Origin of the sequence: Variovorax sp. RTB1 (genome assembly GCF_035018765.1) — a bacterium.
Taxonomy (GTDB): Bacteria; Pseudomonadota; Gammaproteobacteria; order Burkholderiales; family Burkholderiaceae_C; genus Variovorax.
The window spans coordinates 16,164-32,571 of sequence record NZ_JASJXG010000014.1; the positions used below are offsets into that span (position 1 = coordinate 16,164).

15 protein-coding genes are annotated in these 16,408 nt (G+C 63.6%); 7 read left to right on the forward strand and 8 right to left on the reverse strand.

The features are described from left to right. Positions 1-74: 74 nt before the first annotated feature. From QN397_RS11250 to QN397_RS11260, 3 genes are all read right to left on the reverse strand, one after another. Positions 75-428, reverse strand: coding sequence for an alpha/beta hydrolase (locus QN397_RS11250; protein WP_323497540.1), 354 nt, complete (start codon positions 426-428; stop codon positions 75-77). 241 nt (positions 429-669) lie between these two features. Then, a complete protein-coding gene (locus tag QN397_RS11255; RefSeq protein ID WP_416352324.1) occupies positions 670-1,656 on the reverse strand; it encodes a tripartite tricarboxylate transporter substrate binding protein in 987 nt (328 codons plus the stop codon). 507 nt (positions 1,657-2,163) lie between these two features. Then, positions 2,164-3,324: a GlxA family transcriptional regulator gene (locus QN397_RS11260; RefSeq protein WP_323500887.1), complete on the reverse strand. Its 1,161-nt coding sequence runs from the start codon at positions 3,322-3,324 to the stop codon at positions 2,164-2,166. A gap of 102 nt (positions 3,325-3,426) precedes the next feature. Here QN397_RS11260 and QN397_RS11265 point away from each other — a divergent pair, with 102 nt between their 5' ends. Genes QN397_RS11265 through QN397_RS11290 form a run of 6 tightly spaced genes read left to right on the forward strand, consistent with a single transcriptional unit; the run spans position 3,427 to position 9,099 of the window. After that, positions 3,427-4,245, forward strand: coding sequence for an ABC transporter substrate-binding protein (locus tag QN397_RS11265; protein WP_323500888.1), 819 nt, complete (start codon positions 3,427-3,429; stop codon positions 4,243-4,245). A 26-nt stretch (positions 4,246-4,271) separates the two neighbouring features. Continuing rightward, on the forward strand, positions 4,272-5,072 hold the full coding sequence (locus QN397_RS11270) for an amino acid ABC transporter ATP-binding protein (protein ID WP_323497536.1): 801 nt from the start codon (positions 4,272-4,274) through the stop codon (positions 5,070-5,072). Positions 5,073-5,078: 6 nt separating this feature from the next. Next, the gene (locus tag QN397_RS11275) at positions 5,079-5,726 is read left to right on the forward strand and encodes an amino acid ABC transporter permease (protein ID WP_323500889.1); all 648 of its coding nucleotides are present in this window, start codon (positions 5,079-5,081) and stop codon (positions 5,724-5,726) included. Next, positions 5,723-6,406, forward strand: coding sequence for an amino acid ABC transporter permease (locus QN397_RS11280; RefSeq protein WP_323497534.1), 684 nt, complete (start codon positions 5,723-5,725; stop codon positions 6,404-6,406). The genes QN397_RS11275 and QN397_RS11280 overlap by 4 nt, the downstream gene beginning before the upstream one ends. A gap of 3 nt (positions 6,407-6,409) precedes the next feature. After that, on the forward strand, positions 6,410-7,819 hold the full coding sequence (locus QN397_RS11285) for an amidase (RefSeq protein ID WP_323497533.1): 1,410 nt from the start codon (positions 6,410-6,412) through the stop codon (positions 7,817-7,819). A 5-nt stretch (positions 7,820-7,824) separates the two neighbouring features. Then, entirely contained in the window at positions 7,825-9,099 is a 1,275-nt protein-coding gene (locus QN397_RS11290) for a D-amino acid dehydrogenase (protein WP_323500890.1), read from the forward strand. Between the two features lie 52 nt (positions 9,100-9,151). Here the strand turns inward: QN397_RS11290 and mmsB are convergent, their stop codons facing one another. From mmsB to QN397_RS11310, 4 genes are read right to left on the reverse strand one after another with little or no spacing between them, the layout of a single operon-like run. After that, complete coding sequence (gene mmsB, locus QN397_RS11295; RefSeq protein ID WP_323497531.1) at positions 9,152-10,051, reverse strand: 3-hydroxyisobutyrate dehydrogenase; 900 nt, start codon at positions 10,049-10,051, stop codon at positions 9,152-9,154. Between the two features lie 40 nt (positions 10,052-10,091). Next, positions 10,092-11,216, reverse strand: a complete 1,125-nt coding sequence (locus tag QN397_RS11300) for an enoyl-CoA hydratase/isomerase family protein (RefSeq protein ID WP_323500891.1) — start codon at positions 11,214-11,216, stop codon at positions 10,092-10,094. Continuing rightward, positions 11,213-12,367, reverse strand: a complete 1,155-nt coding sequence (locus QN397_RS11305; protein WP_187051585.1) for an acyl-CoA dehydrogenase family protein — start codon at positions 12,365-12,367, stop codon at positions 11,213-11,215. The genes QN397_RS11300 and QN397_RS11305 overlap by 4 nt, the downstream gene beginning before the upstream one ends. 9 nt (positions 12,368-12,376) lie before the next feature. Beyond that, positions 12,377-13,900 carry a CoA-acylating methylmalonate-semialdehyde dehydrogenase gene (locus QN397_RS11310; protein WP_323500892.1) on the reverse strand — a complete coding sequence of 508 codons (1,524 nt, stop codon included), beginning with the start codon at positions 13,898-13,900 and terminating at the stop codon, positions 12,377-12,379. A 112-nt stretch (positions 13,901-14,012) separates the two neighbouring features. On the opposite strand from QN397_RS11310, the gene QN397_RS11315 reads away from it, so the two are divergent. Next, positions 14,013-14,909 (forward strand): LysR family transcriptional regulator, encoded by an 897-nt coding sequence (locus QN397_RS11315; RefSeq protein ID WP_323497528.1) that lies wholly within the window; start codon positions 14,013-14,015, stop codon positions 14,907-14,909. Between the two features lie 68 nt (positions 14,910-14,977). On the opposite strand, the gene QN397_RS11320 is transcribed toward QN397_RS11315, so the two are convergent. Then, positions 14,978-16,375, reverse strand: a complete 1,398-nt coding sequence (locus QN397_RS11320) for a CoA transferase (protein ID WP_323500893.1) — start codon at positions 16,373-16,375, stop codon at positions 14,978-14,980. Between the last annotated feature and the right edge of the window lie 33 nt (positions 16,376-16,408).

The window sequence follows — 16,408 nt, forward strand, 5'->3', positions numbered from 1 at the left end:
GTAAGGCAAAAAAAAGCGGCCCGATGGGGCCGCTATTTCAGGTTGCGCTGCAGGCGCCGTAGCGCCTTGGCCTTTTACAGACCAGCTTGGCGCGTGTTGGTGCGCTGGATCTTGTACTGCGAAGGCACGACGCTGTTCACGAAGGCTTTGCGGTCCAGATTCTGGTTGGCCGATTGAGCGGTTTCGACAGCTTCGGCACGAACGCCAGCACGGTCGGTCGAGCGGCCCGACAACTGGGTCACGCCTTCGCCAGCTGCGTCGCCGTAGATGTTCCCGCTGCGAGCAGCGACGATGGCTTGGCCGTTGACGGCTTCGCGGCTTTGCTGCGAGCTCACGGCAGTGACGCCTTGGTACGTTTCAGCGTGGGCAGCGCCCGAAGCGGCGATCACGGCGAGTGCAATGGCGGAGAGGAGTTTCGAGACAGTCATTTCAGTTTCCTTCAAATACGTTTTTGGATGATTTCGAACCGGTCTTGAATGAGTACCCGCCTCGTTGAAGGCGGCCTCCTCGCTCGGTGCCCTGTTCACCCAGGCCGGCTGGTGTGCCGATCTGATGGTCTGAATTTTGAACTGAATGACTAAGTAAAAACCCTCAAGAAAAGAACCTCGGTGTTCGCGGTATGGAAACAATAGGCGCGTTAAACCGTAGGGTTAAACGCGCCGTTGACATTCAGTCTTCCTTCATGCCGGTCGCCTTGACCACGCTGCCCAGTCGCGCCCGTTCCTCGGAAACGAACTTGACGAACGAGGCACGTGTGCCGCCGATGGGCTCGATGCCCATGCCCTTCAGGCGCTCCACGGTGGTGGCGTTTTTCATCGCCGTGTCGACCGCTGCGGCCATCTTGTCGAGGATGGCGTCAGGCGTGCCTCGCGGTGCGTGGACGCCCGCCCAATGCGCGATCTTGATGTCCGGGAAGCCCTGCTCGGTGGCTGTCTTCAGGTCGGGGTAGGCAGAGATGCGCTGCGTCCAGGTATCGGCCAGTGCCTTGAGCTTGCCGCTCTTCAGATAGGGCAGCACCACGATGCTGGCTTCCGACGTGGCCTCGACCTGGCTGCCCAGCACCGCGGTGATCGACTCCGAGCCGCTCTTGTACGGCACGACATCGAGCTTGGCGCCGTACTTGGTTTCGAGCAATCCTTCGACAAAGTGCGGCGTGCTGCCGGTGCCGGCCGTCGACCAATGAAAGCCGTTGGGTGTCTTCCTGGATGCGGCGATGAAGTCCTTCAGGTTGTCGTAGGGCGCGTCGGCCGGCACCACGATCACCGAAGGCGCGAGCCCGATCATCGCGACCGGCACCAGCGCCTCGTCCTTGTACGGCATCGTCTTCTTGATCATCCCGTTGGAGATCACGCCCGCGGCGCTCACCAGAAACGTGTAGCCGTCGGGCGCACTCTTGGCGACGACATCGGCACCGAGGGTCGTCCCGGCGCCGGGTTTGTTGTCGACGATGATCGGCTGGCCCAACGCCTTCGATGCACCTTCGGCCGCGGCCCGCGCCATCAGGTCATTCGCGCCGCCGGCCGAGAACGGCACCACGAGACGAATCGGCTTGCTGGGCCAGGCTCCCGCTGCGGCTGCTGCGTGTGACGCGCCTTGCACGGTCATGACAGCGACCGCTCCGACGGCAAGCATCGTTGCCCGGTGAATGGATTTCATGAAAGCCTTCTGAATGTTTTCGATCGACGATTCTCAAGGATCCATCATGCCCCGCGCACTCTTCGCATCCGGGCAGTTCGGCGGACACGGTATTCGTCCAGAAGGTGCGCGACATCATCGGCCTCTGTATGACCGCTGCATGAAGCAACGCACGCGGCTCAAGAGACAGTGTTGGGCAACGCCCAGTCGGGCGGATGGCGGGACCATTCCTTGAAAAACTCGAGCAGGTGATGTCGAGCGCTTCAGGCACAAAGCTCGGCAAAAGCGCCTCCAGGGTTCCGGCTCTGAGCTCGTCGGACACCATTTAGTACGGGTGCAGCGAGATGCCGCTGCCCAGTCTGGGTTGTCTGCGCAACCCCTTTGCGGCTCAAGTGCAAGCCCGATAGCGGCAGACTCAATGCCGGCAACTCAACGCCGGTCTTTGCTTCCGAAACACAGGCGTCGCCAGACCCGCCGCATCAACCACCCGGAACGAAGTCGCTCAGTGACCTCGACTTCGAGCGCGCACTAAGCACTGCGACTGGCAGCCGTCTCTTGGGTTGCAGTCAATGCGAAAGCTTGCCGCAGACGGCCAGGCGCCATGCCGAACTGCGTACGGAAGTGCCGGATGAAGTGCGATGCGTCTGCGAAACCGCATTCGAAGGCGATCTCGTTGACGGGCGTGTCAGAGGTCGTGAGCAGCCACCGACCGTACTTCAGTCGCAAGGTGCGGTAGTAGTCGGAGGGACTCAGTCCCGTCTCGGCAATAAACGCACGCCCCAGCTGTCGGGTGCTGGAATTGACGAGGCGCGCTATGACGCCGATCTCCAGCGGCGGCGAGAGGTTCTTTTCCATCAACACCACGACTTGTCGGAGCTTTTCCTTGTCGGTCGAGATGTAGCCGAGCGCCTGTCGCCGCGCAATGTGTCCACTCGACTTTCGCGGTGCCACGGTCATCTGGTGGATCACCTTGGCGGAGGTGCCAGCTCCGCAGTGTCTTCTCGTGAGCTCGGCGGCCAGTTCGATGATGGAGATGCCACCCGCGCAGGTGATGCGATCGTGATCGATGTGGTAGTCGGTGTTCGTGACGAAGGCCTGCTCAGGGTAGGCAGCTTTCCAGTCCTCGACATGGAACGGGTGGACACAAGCCACGCGCTGAGTTAACAGCCCATGCAGCGCGAGCACGAAGCTTCCGGTACAGATGCCGATGAGCGGAATGCCCGCTTGTGCGGCGTCTTTCAGATAGCGAGGGTAGCGTCGAGACACACGGCTGATTTGCGGGAGGAGCCCACCGATGACGGCGAGATAGTCGAAATCGAACGTTGACGAAAACGCTTCCTGAACCGGGACCGAGATGCCCGAGCTGGCGAGTACCGACTCGCCCTCCAACCCCAGCACGCGCCAGGTGCAGCGAACCTGGCGACTGCGGTCTCCGAGATCGGCTGCGTGCCGCAAGGCATCGCACAGTCCGGCAAGCGAGAGCAGCGGGAAGCCCGGCCACAGCACGATCCCGATGCGCAGTTCGGCTTGGCGGCGTGGCGCCTTCGTCGATTCGTTCCCGGTGTCGAGCCAGCCGTTGGGGTCGGGCGTCTTCAGGCCGCTGTGCCTCTGGTGGTCGGTACCGGTGTTTTCGCGGAATGTCGCATACGTTCTATTGTGGCTCCAGTCGATGCCAGCCGGCGGAGCCACTTATCGCGAATATCAGGTCTCGCTGCACCCACTCGCAACTCCTTCATCTTTCCGGAGAACACCATAAAGATATCGACTCTGCCACGCACCCTGTGCGCCCTCGTGGGCCTCGTCTTTCTGCTTTCTCCAGTTCACGCGGAAACCGTCGACAAGGACAAGCTCACCATCGCCTTCACCGGCGACATGCCCGGCACCGGCTATCAGGACGGCAAGATGATCGGCTACGACGGCGAGATCCTGCAACGCGTGGCCGACGCGTTGAAGTTGCAAGTCAAGCCGGCATTGATGGAATGGTCGGGCACCATCGCATCGGTGCAAACCAAACGCGTCGACGTGATGGCCGGCACCATGGGCTGGACCGAGCAGCGCTCGAAGATCATGACCCTGTCGGATCCGATTCACTACTTCAAGAACGGCATCATGCAATCGACCAAGACCAACTGGTCGACGTTGAAGGACCTGGAAGGCAAGAAAGTCGGCACCATCACCGGCTTCTCGTTTATCCCGGAATTGCGAAAGATCAACGGCCTTCAGTTGAGCCAGTACGACACTTCCGACGCCGCGGTTCGAGACATGCTGGCGGGTCGCATCGATGCGGTGATCGGCGACCCACCCGTGGTGCAGTACGCCATTTCGCGCAACCCGCAATGGAGCCTGCGCTTCAACGCGTTCACTGACACCAACCCCGACTTCCCGCTGCTCACCGGCCTCGGACAGGTGGTGTTCGGCCTCAACAAGGACAACCCCGAACTCGCTGCGTCGGTGAACACCGAAATCGCCAAGCTTTGGGAGAAGTGCGACATCAAGAAGATCGGCGCGCGCTACGGTCTTGTTCAAGACGTCTGGTACGTACCGGAAGGCAAGAACCTGCGTGCAGGCGTCGACCGCCCCGTCGGCTGGCAACTGCCCAGCTGCAAGTAGATCCAGTTCGAACCCGGCCTCGACAGATGAACACCGCCACCCTGCCCCTGCTGCGCGTCGACTCCCTCGTCAAGTCCTTCGGCGATGTTCAGGTTCTCAATGGCATCTCCTTCAGTCTGCACAAAGGTGAGACCCTCGCGCTGCTGGGGCCGAGTGGTTCCGGTAAGTCGACTTGCCTGCGCTGCCTGAATTACCTGGAGAAGCCCAGCGCTGGTTCTGTCGATCTGGAGGGTGAACGGATCGGCCAGAGGCCCGATCGGCGCGGCGGGTTTCGCTTGATGACCGACAAGGAACTCGCGCCGCAGCGGGCGGAGTTGGCCATGGTTTTTCAGGGCTTCTACTTGTGGCCGCACTTGAACGTACGCGACAACGTGGCGCTCGGGCCGATGCGGGCGGGGGGTCTTTCGCGGGCCGCCGCTCATGAACTCGCCGACGCGATGCTGGACAAGGTGCACTTGCGGCACAAGGCCGACGACTACCCCGAGAAGCTATCGGGCGGCCAGCAGCAACGTGTTGCCATTGCCCGCGCTCTTGCCCAACGGCCAAAGGTCATCCTGTTCGACGAGCCCACTTCTGCACTGGATCCTGAACTGGTCGGAGAGGTCCTCGGTGTCATCAAGGAACTCGCCGAGGAAGGCCGTTCGATGATCCTGGTCACGCACGAAATCAGCTTCGCACGCGATGTCGCGGACCGGGTGATCTTCATGGATGGCGGGCACATCGTCGAGCAGGGCACGCCCGCAGAGGTGATCGACAACCCGCAGGCCGCACGCACTCGCGCCTTCCTTCGCCAGGTCTCTGGTTCCGTCACGCCTTCGATGGCATAGCCGGCAATGCAAACGCTTCTGTCCATTCTCGATATCTTGTCCGTCGGCGCTCTCACCGCACTGCGGGTCGCGGCCGGTGCCTTTGCGCTGGCGGTGCTGGCGGGACTTGCGCTCGCACTCGTGAGGACTTTCGTCGCCAGCCGCATCGCGCAGGTCGCGATCGCTGCGTGGACCGAATGGATGCGCAACGTGCCGGCACTCGCACATTTGTTCGTGCTCTATTTTGGGCTGGCGTCGATCGGCGTGCGTCTGTCGCCCGTGACCGCAGCTTGTCTGGGGCTCGGACTCGTTGGGGCGGCCGTGCTCTGCGATGTCTTCACGGCCGGCTTGCGCTCGCTGCACATCGGTCAACGCGAGGCCGCACTCGCCGTCGGATTGACACCTGCCAACACGCTGCGCTTCGTGTTGCTGCCGCAAATGCTCCGTGTCACTTTGCCCTCTCTGGGAAACTACTGCAGCCAGTTGATCAAGGACACATCGATCGCTTCGGCCATCGCCGTACCAGAGATCATGTTCTACGCAAGACAGCTGGTGACGTCGACCTTCGAGACGACGTTGATCTACCTCGCCGCCATGTTGTTGTACGCCGCCATGGTGCTGCCGCTGACCTGGGCGTTTTCGAGCGTCGAGCGTCGCCTCGAGGTGGCGCGATGATCGCGTTCTTCGCTGCCTACGCCGAGCAGTGGGCCGATTGGGGTCCGCGACTTCGCGCCGCAGCACAAGTGACTGCTGGGTTGTCGCTGGGCGGCTTCGTTCTGGCTGCGCTGCTAGGCGCCTTGTTGACGCTGGCCTTGCGCAGTTCAAGTGCAAGCCTGCGGCGTATCGCCAGCGCGTATGTGCAGTTCATTCGGGCCGTGCCGCTACTGGCCTTGCTGCTCGCCATCTACTTCGTGCTCCCGCAAGCGGGTCTTACGTTGTCAGGCTTCTGGGCGGGGGTGTTCGGTCTGGGGCTTCAGGGTTCGGCCTATGTCGCGGAGATCCTGCGTGGCGGTATCGCCTCGGTACACAAGGGCCAGACCGAGGCTGGCCTGACAGTCGGCATGTCGCCCTGGCAGGTTTTTTTGAATGTGACGGCTCCGCAGGCTCTGCGCGTGATGATGCCGCCACTGCTCAACGCTTATGTTTCACTGCTCAAGGACAGCTCACTGTGCGCCCTGATCGCGACCGATGAACTGATGCTCACGGCACGCGCGATCAGCAGCGAATCCTTCCTGCCGCTGCACATCTTCCTGCTGGCAGGCGTCTTCTACTTCGCGATCGCATTTCCATTGTCGATGCTCTCGCGATGGCTCGAGGCGCGGCTGGCGCGCGGGCGCCGGGTCATGGGTACGTAGATCATGGAAACACTGAACACAGCGCTGGCCTTTGCGAGCATTGCCGTCCTGCGGGATTTGCTGGTACGCGGCGACATCTGCAGCCGCGAGCTGGTCGAATTGCACTTGTCGCGCATCGAACGACACGATCCCCTTCTGCACTCGTACGTCGATCTTCATGCGCAACAGGCCCTGACGGTGGCCGACGGCCTGGATCAATTGCGCCGCGGCGGCACGACACTCGGGCCACTGCATGGCGTGCCGATCGCGGTAAAGGATCTCTTCGACATCGAAGGTTGGCCGACCGGCGGAGGCTCGGTGGCGCAACCACCACGCATCGCTCAGGTAACTGCCACTGTCGTTCAGCGGCTGCGGCAAGCCGGCGCAATCGTGCTTGGCAAGACGCAGACCGTGGAGTACGCATTCGGTGGTTGGGGAACCAACGCCGTGATGGGAACGCCGTGGAATCCATGGGATCTGGAAACCCATCGCGTGCCCGGTGGTTCAAGCAGCGGTTCTTCGGTCGCCGTAGCTGCCGGGCTCGCATGTGCAGCGCTGGGAACGGACACGGGCGGCTCGATTCGCATCCCGGCTGGACTGTGCGGCGTGGTCGGTCTCAAGACCACACAAGGCCTGGTGAGCCGTCACGGATTGATCGAACTGTGCCCGACGCACGACACGGTCGGGCCGATCACTCGTGACGTCGAAGACTGCGCGATCTTGCTCGATTCGATCGCAGGCGCCGATCCGCTCGACGCCGCTTCCTTTTCGGCGCCCGGCGGCAGGGCCGATCGACTGCTCGACAACCCCGTCGCGGGCATGCGCGCCTGGGTGCTGCCGGATGAAGAACGTGGTGCGGTGGATGCCGAAGTGCTCGCCATCTACGACCGGTCGTTGCAGTCGTTCGAAGACCTCGGCGTGACGCTCGTCCAGCAGCCTCTGCCCACCAGCCTCAACGAGGCGATGCAGATCGCCGGGCAATTGATGAGCGCCGAGGGTTACGCGAACCTCGGCCCGCTGTTCGAGCGCGACGACCTGGCGTTCGATCCGAACGTGCGGCGTCGAATTTTGCTGGGACGCGACATTACCGCGGCCAGCTACCAAGGCTTGCTTGCCGCCAGGGCACGCGCACAGACCGCCATGCGGCAGTCGATGACAACGGTGGACGTGTGCATTTTTCCGACCAACGCCATTGCTGCCATCGCGGTGTCCGCAGTCGACGAATTGGCCACGCCGCTGTCGCTGCTGGGCCGCTTCGTCAACCTGTTGAACCTGTGCTCGCTGGCGATCCCTGCGGGCTTCACCGTCGAGGGCATGCCGGTCTCGGTCCAGGTGATCGGGCCGAGCTTCGGTGAGGCAACGATTTTGCAACTCGGCCATGCGTTCCAGCGGGCCACGCGCTGGCACTTGATGCACCCGACCGGCCTGGACTGAACAGCATGATCTGCATCATTGGCGCAGGCATCGTCGGTTGCGCAAGTGCCTACCAACTGGCCCGCGAGGGGCATCAGGTCATGCTGCTGGACGCCGCGGCGGGCCCGGGCGAAGGCTGCAGCTTTGCCAACGGCGCCCAGTTGAGTTACAGCTATGTCGAGCCGATGGCCTCGCCCGCCACACTGCGTGCGCTGCCCAAACTGCTTTTGCAGTTCGACGCGCCAATTAAATTTCGGCCCACGCTCGATTGGCGGCAGTACGCATGGGGCATGCAGTTTCTGATGGCGTGCCGGGAGGCCCAAGTGAACCAGGGCACGCGCCAGTTGCTGGAACTTTCTTTTCTCAGCCGAGACACACTCGACGACTGGATGCGCGACGGTGAGTGGCCGATCGGGTTCCAGCGCAATGGCAAGCTGGTGATGTGCCACGACGAGATCACGATGGAAGGGCAGCGGCATCAGATGCATTTCCAGGCAGCCCTCGGATGCGAGCAAACCGCGCTGAGTGTCGATCAATGCATCGAGAAAGAGCCTGCACTGCTGCCTGCACTGAAGCGATTCCCCAGGGCCTATGTCGGCGGCATCTGGACCCCCGGCGATTGCGTGGCCGATGCAAGGCTGATGTGTCTTACGCTGGTCGAGCACTTGAAAGCCAAAGGCGCATCGACGCGCTTCGGGACGAAGGTCACTGGCTTCGTGACGGATCGGTCCGGGGTCACGGCGCTGAAAACGTCTCAAGGCGAAATCGCTTGCGATGCTGTGGTGCTGGCCGCAGGAACTGCATCGGCGCACCTTGCCCAGCTTTTAGGCGAGTACCTCCCCGTGTATCCGGTGAAAGGGTACAGCCTGACCTTGCCGATGGTTGCAACTGCGCAAACACCCAAGGTGAGCGTGACCGACCTGGGACGAAAAACGGTCTTCGCGCCGCTGGGGACAGCGCTTCGCGTCGCCGCAATGGCCGAGGTTGCCGGTCACGGCGTGCAACTGGCGCCCCGCAGGTTTGCGCAGATTCGATCTGCGGTTTCAGCGGTGTACCCCGACGCTGTCGACGCACAGGCCGCAGGCCAGCCATGGGCCGGCCTGCGGCCCGCTACGCCGACCTCGGTTCCCGTCATCCGGCGGATGAACAGCAGGTCGAACGTCTACCTCAATGTGGGCCATGGGGCGCTTGGAATGACGCTTGCGGCGGGCAGCGCCGCATTGCTATCCCGGTGCATACAGGAGTCACGTGCGCTGCTGCACCCGACTCGAAGAGATCAGCGGTTGAAGATGGAGGGTTGACGGACTCCGTCCGCGGCCACCTGTCATACGGGGAGTTGTACCGGCGCTTTGATCAAGCGCCCTTCGTCTGCAGCAGTTTGATGACGCTCGAAAAATCTTGCGCCCCGTGACCTGCCAGGCTGTGCGCCGCATACAGGTTGCGGGCCAATCCACCGAGCGGCGTGGATGCACGAACTGCCGCCGCGTTTTCTTGCGAAAGCCCCAGGTCTTTCAACATCAGATCGGTGCCGAAGCCACCCGCATAGTTCTTCGACGCGGGCGATGTCTCCATGACCCCGGGCATCGGGTTGTACTTTTCGAGTGCCCAGTTGCCGCCCGAACTGCGCCGCATGATTTCCGACAGCACCTTCGGATCGAGCCCGTTGGCAACACCGAGTGCCAGCGCCTCGGAGGTGCCGATCATCAGGATGCCGAGCAGCATGTTGTTGCATATCTTGGCAGTCTGGCCGGCACCTGCGCCACCCGCGTAGAAGATGTTGGCGCCCATCTTTTCGAGAACCGGCCGTGCGCGCTCGAGGTCGGCTTCGGCACCGCCGACCATGAAGGTCAACGTGCCCGCAATGGCGCCGCCGGTGCCGCCCGACACCGGCGCATCGATGACGGCGATGCCGCGTTTCGCAGCCGCTTCAGCGACCTTGCGTGAGGTGGCTGCAGCGATGGTGCTGCTGTCGATGACCAGCGTGCCCGCGGGAATCTTCTCGAGCAGCCCTGCCTGATCGCCGCTGCCGAAGTAAAGACCGTCGACATGCGCGCTGGCAGGCAGCATGCTGATGACGACTTCGGCGCCGTCGACAGTCGCTGCTGCAGATTTCGCAATCGGCAGGCCTTCGGCCGCGAACTTCTTGCAAGCGTCAGCCGAGAGGTCGAATGCGCTGAGCGTGTGGCCGGCCTTGTGCAGGTTCAAGGCCATGGGGCCGCCCATGTTGCCGAGGCCGATGAATGCGATTTTCATGATGCTGGTCTCCGTGATCTCGTCGAATGTGCAGTGCGGTTCAGGTCAGCCCGACGAGTTCGGGTGCCATGTCGCCACGCGGTCGCAAGTGGTCTTCTATGAAGGCGGGCGTGATCTCTTCAAGGGTCGCGGGGTTCCACTTCGGGTTGCGGTCTTTCTCGATCAGCAAGGCGCGAATACCCTCTGCAAAGTCCTTGTTCGCACAAAAGCCCAGCGACGCAAGATATTCGAGGCGAAACACTTCCGCCAGCGACATGCGGTGCACGCGCTGCCACAACGCGAAGCTCAATGCGGCCGAGCTCGGCGCACCTTTGCTGAAAGTCCTGGATGCCGTTTGCATCCACGAGTCGTCGCTTTGCAACGTACGCAGGCGCGCCGCAATTTCATGCAGATCGTCGCCGAACATCAACCCGTTGATGGTGTCGAAATGCTCGCGAACTTTGGAGTGCGGTGCTTCCGGGGCGCCCTCGGTATTGGCCGCGTCGGCCAGGATGTTCGACAGCGCGGCACGGTCCGCCTGCGCATCGCCCATCCATGTGCCAGCAGCGATCGCATCGAGCACGTGTTGCTTGCGCTCATGCGGAATCAGTACATCGGCAAGCCCACAAAAAATCGCGTCGGATGCGTTCAGGTTGGCTGCTGTCAATGCCAGGAACAGACCCACTCGCCCCGGCATGCGGCGCAGGAACCAGCTGCCGCCCACATCGGGATACAGGCCGATGTTGATCTCGGGCATCGCAAGCCGGCTGTGCTCGGTGACGACGCGATGCGACGCACCTGCCATGAGGCCGATGCCGCCGCCCATCACGATGCCTTGGCCCCAGCAGAGAAACGGCTTCGGAAAGGTGTGGATCAGGTAGTCGAGCTCGTACTCTTCGCCGAAGAAGCGCTCGGCGTACTCGTTGCGCTCGGGGCCACATTCGAGCAGCGTCTGGTAAAGCTGCCGCAAATCGCCGCCAGCGCAAAAGGCCTTGTCGCTGGTGGCCTGCAGCAGCACGCCAACGATCTCTTTGTCTGCAGCCCACGCGCGCAGCTTGGGTGTGAGCAGGCGCACCATCGCCACCGAGAGCGAGTTGAGCGAAGCCGGCGCATTGAGCGTCGCGACGCCGAAGCGTTGGCCGCCGGCAGTGTCGATATCGTCGAAAAGAACCACGTCATCGCTCATCGGATATCACTCTCGTTGTCCAGCAATTTGCGCGCGACGATCACGCGCATGATTTCGTTGGTGCCTTCGAGTATCTGATGCACGCGCGTGTCGCGCACCAATCTCTCCAGTGGGAATTCGCTCAGGTAACCGTAGCCGCCATGCAGTTGCAGCGCGTCGTTGCAGACATTGAAGCCCGCATCTGTGGCAAAGCGCTTGGCCATCGCGCAATAGGTGCTGGCGTCGGCATGGCCTGCATCGAGCTTGCTCGCTGCGAGCCGCACCATCTGGCGCGCCGCCACGAGTTCGGTCGCCATGTCGGCCAGCTTGAACTGCAAGGCCTGGAAGCTCGCGAGCGGCTTGCCGAACTGCTGGCGGTCTTGCAAGTAGCGACGTGCCGCATCGAGGGCGCCCTGCGCAGCACCGACCGAGCAGGTCGCAATGTTGATGCGCCCGCCGTCGAGCCCCTTCATCGCGATGCGAAAGCCCTCGCCTTCGCTGCCGAGCAAGTGGTCGGCAGGCACACGCACATTGTCGAAACTGATCGCGCGCGTGGGCTGGCTGTTCCAGCCCATCTTGTGTTCCTTCTTGCCGTAGCTGATGCCTGGCGCATCGGCCGGCAGCGCGAAGGCCGAGATGCCGCCCGCGCCACCGCCACCTGTGCGCGCCATCAGCACCAGCACGTCGGTCGCGCCGGCACCCGAAATAAACGCCTTGCCGCCGTTGATGACGTACTCGCCGCCTTGCAACTCGGCGCGCGTCTTCAGCGAGCCGGCGTCCGACCCGGCGCCCGGCTCGGTGAGGCAGTAGGACGCCAGCTTGCGCCCGCTCGTCAGGTCAGAGCCCCACCGCTCGCGCACCGCGGGGCCGCCCCAGGTACCCAGCATCCAGGTCGCCATGTTGTGGATGGTGATGAAGGCGGTGGTCGAGGGGTCGATGGCCGCCATCTCTTCGAACACCAGCGTGGCGTCGAGCCGCGGCAGCGCGAGACCATCGATGCTTTCGGGCGCATAGAGGCCGCAGAAGCCGAGCTCGCCCGCCTTGGCGATCGCCTCTTTAGGAAAGATCGCCTCGGCGTCCCACTTCGCCGCGTTCGGAGCGAATTCGCTCAGCGCGAAATCGCGCGCGGTTTGCGCGAAGGCGCGCTGCTCTTCAGAGAGTTCGAAGTCCATCCGAAGCAGTTACTTGAGACTGATCGTGGTGTTGACGCCCTGGCTCACCGTGCTGTCGTCGAACCAGCGCGAAGTAATCGTCTTGGTCTGCGTGTAGAACATGATGACCTGCTTACCGTAGGGGCCTAGGTCACCCAGCTTCGAAGCGCGGGAACCGGTGAACGAGAACATCGGCACCGGCACCGGAATCGGCACGTTGATGCCGACCTGGCCGACATCGATGTCTTCCTGGAACTTGCGCGCGGCCGCACCCGACTGGGTGAAGATGGCGGTGCCGTTGCCGTTCGGGTTGGCGTTGATCAGTTCGATGGCCTCGTCCAGGCTCGCGGCATTCACCGTACACAGCACCGGGCCAAAGACTTCCTGCTCATAGATCACCATGCCGGGCTTCACATCGGCGAACACAGTCGGGCCGATGAAGTTGCCCTTTTCGTAGCCAGGCACTTTCGGATTGCGGCCGTCGAGCGCCAGTGTGGCGCCGTCGGCAATGCCACGTTCGATCAGGTAGTTGACGCGGTCGTGCGCAGCACAGGAGATCAACGGGCCGATGTCGACGCCCTTCTCCGTGCCGCCACCCATCTTCAGCGAGTTGGCTTTTGCGATCAGGTCGGGCACCCACTTCTGCGCTTCACCCACGAGCACCGCGACCGACACCGCCATGCAGCGCTGGCCCGCAGCACCGAAGCCGGCACCGGCCAGTGCGTTGAGCGTCTGATCCTTGTTGGCGTCGGGCATCACGATGGCGTGGTTCTTCGCGCCCATCATGCATTGCGCGCGCTTGCCGGTGGCGATGGCGCGGTTGTAAACGTGCGTGCCGACCTTGGTCGAGCCGACGAAGCTGATGGCCTTGATGTCCTTGTGATCGCAGATCGCGTTGACCACGGCTTCGCCGCCGTGGATGACGTTCAGCACGCCCGGCGGAATACCGGCCTGCAGCGCCAATTCGCACAGGCGCATGGTCACCATCGGGTCTTGTTCGGACGGCTTCAGCACGAAGGTGTTGCCGGTGACGATCGCCATCGGGAACATCCACAAAGGGATCATCGCGGGGAAGTTGAAAGGCGTGATGCCGGCACACACGCCCAGCGGCTGCAGCAGCGTGTAGGTGTCGACGCCATTGGCCACGTTGTTGGCCATTTCTCCCAGCTGCAGGTTGCCGATGGCGGATGCGTGCTCGACCACTTCGAGGCCGCGGAACACGTCGCCTTCGGCATCGGGCAAGGTCTTGCCCTGTTCGGCCGTAAGGATGGATGCGAGCTCGGCCATGTTCTCGCGGATGAGCTGCTGGTACTTCAGGAAGATGCGGGCGCGGGCGCCGATCGGGGTCTTTTTCCAGGTCTTGAAGGCGTCCTTGGCGGAGGCGACCGCGGCATCGACTTCGGCCGGCGTCGCGAACGGTACCTTGGCCAGCACCTCTTGCGTGGCCGGGTTCACGACGTCGCGCCACTCCGTGGTTTTCGACTCGATGAACTTGCCGCCGATGAGCAGCTTGACGGTGGCGACCGTGGTGGCGGGTTTGACTTTGGCGTCCATGAATTTGTCTCCTGATAGGTTGTCGCAGTGCCTGCGCAGCCCGTCATCCTAGCTTTGCAGATTTGCGATAGCAATAGACAAATTCGCACCCGACCTCTGCATAATTGCAGAGATGGATTGGGACAACCTGCGGTATTTCTTGGAACTCGCGCGCTCGGGCACCTTGCAGAGCGCCGCGCGCCGGCTGGAGGTCGATCACACGACCGTCGCGCGCCGCATCCAGGCGCTTGAAAAGCAGGTCGGCTCGCCGCTCTTCTCGCGGGAGGCCGATGGGCATCGGCTGACTGAGGCAGGTCGCCGGTTGCAGCCGCAAGTCGAGGCGATGGAAGGTGCGTTTCGGGCCGTAGAGAGCGCCGCACCCACTTCGCACGAGGGCCTGTCGGGCGTGGTACGAATCGGCGCGACCGAAGGCTTCGGCACCATCGTGCTGGCGCCGCAGCTCGCGCTCTTCGCGGGCCGACACCCCAAGTTGCTGATCGACCTGCTTGCCATGCCGCGCCTGGTGCACCTGTCGCGCCGCGAGGCGGACATCGTGATCTCGCTCGAACGTCCGGCCCGTGGGCCGGTGCTCGTGACCAAGCTCACCGACTACACGCTGCGGCTCTACGCGTCGAAGAAGTACTTGGCGAAACACCAGCCCATCAAGGCCCGCGAAGACCTGCGCGGCCACACCTTCATCAGCTATGTCGACGACCTGCTGTTCAGCAAGGAGTTGCAGTACCTGGACGAGTTGTACAAGCCCGATGCCTTCGCGCTGCGCAGCACCAGCGTGCTCGCGCAGTACGAAGCCACCTCAGCCGGCGCCGGCATCGCGGTGTTGCCCGCTTTTATTGCGGGCCGCGACAAATCGTTGCGCCGCGTGCTGCCCGATCAGCCGCAAGCGCAGTTCACGCGCAGCTTCTGGATGTCGATGCCGGCCGAGACCAAGCACCTAGCGCGGATGCGGGCCGTTTGGGATTTCTTGCGGCAGACCGCCGAGATGCAAAAAGACGTGCTGCTGCCGGAGTGAGCTGAGTGCGCCCCGCACAAGGCCGATCGAGCGCGCGGCGAGCCGACCCTGGGCGCCGGCCCTGGCGCTCAGATCCAGCGTACTGGATGGCTCCCCGGCGGCATCGAAGGTTTGCGCCACACGGCAGGCGTGCGCGACAGCTGCGCGCTGTGCCGCACCGCCCGCAGCAAACCGAAACCCGATTCCGACGTCTCGAGAAACGGCGCCAGCTCCGGCCGCGGTGCCGACAGCCCGCCGGCGACACGGCCGAGCGAGCGCAGCCACTGCGCAGTCTGCGCAAGCGACACCTGCACATGCCAGCTGCCGCCTTCGCGCTGCTGGCGCCAAAGCGCGGCCGCCGCACCAAAAGCGATGAGGTAGCCGGTGGCTTCGTCGAGGATCTGCATCGGCATCGGGCGTGGCATGCCGTCGCCGGCCGCCTCGCCCTCGGCATGGTTGAAGCCCATGGCGGTCTGCAGCAGCGAATCGAAACCACGGCGCCCGGCCCACGGACCTTGCGTGCCGTAACCCGACAAGGAGACGCAGACGATGCCGGGTCGCCGGTCGGCGAGATCGGCCGCCCCGAAACCCAGCGCGGCAAGGCCGCCCGAACGGTAGCCCTGCACGAAGACATGCGCCCCGCCGATGACACGCTCTAAGGCGGCGCGGCCCGCATCGGTGCGCAGATCCGCATGCACCGACAGCTTGCCCCGGCTGGTGTCGGCGATTGCCGAGATGTTGGGCAGGGTCGGCGAATTGACCAGCATCACCTGCGCACCGTAGGCCGCCAGCGCCTTGCCGCCAACCGGCCCGGCCAGCACGCGTGTGAGGTCGAGCACGCGCACGCCGCCGAGCGGTCGTTGGCCCTCGCGCAACGGCGGCAATGCCATCGGCGGTGTGGCGTCGGATGCGGCGCCGTCACCGATGCGCTCGATGGTGAAAAGCGGCTGCCCTGCCACCGCTTGTGCTTGCGGCGTGGCATCCCATTCGTCGAAGCTGCGCAGCGCCGCGACGACCAGGCCGCGTTTCGCCGCGGCTTGTTCGAAATCGAGTGCGCGCCAGTCACGCAGCGCCTGTTCGGCATCGGCGCGCTGCGCCGTCGACGGATCGAGGCCGAGAAGCGCCAGCGCGCCGTCGCGATGGTGCGCGAAGTTTGCGTGGACGCGCACGTGCCCGTCGGCACAACGGTACAAGCCGGAGAACGCGTCCCATGGGTCGGGCGATACATCGTCGACGCTGAACCAGCCGGTGCATTCCACCGCGGCGTGAGTCATGTCGACCACTACCTCCTGGCGCGGCGCGCCGCGCAAGTGGCCGAGTTCGCAGGCCGCGAGAGCCGCCGCAGCGATGGTGCTTTGTGCTGCGGCACCAACCGCGAACGACGAAGGGAATACGGGATCGGTGCCTGCGAGATGCGCGCAGCCAAGCGCTTCGGCGGGCAGCCCGGCGTCGGCCCAGAGTTGACTCAGGATGTCGGGAACGTTCACGTGCGGTCTCCTGTGCCGACCATGCCGGCTTTT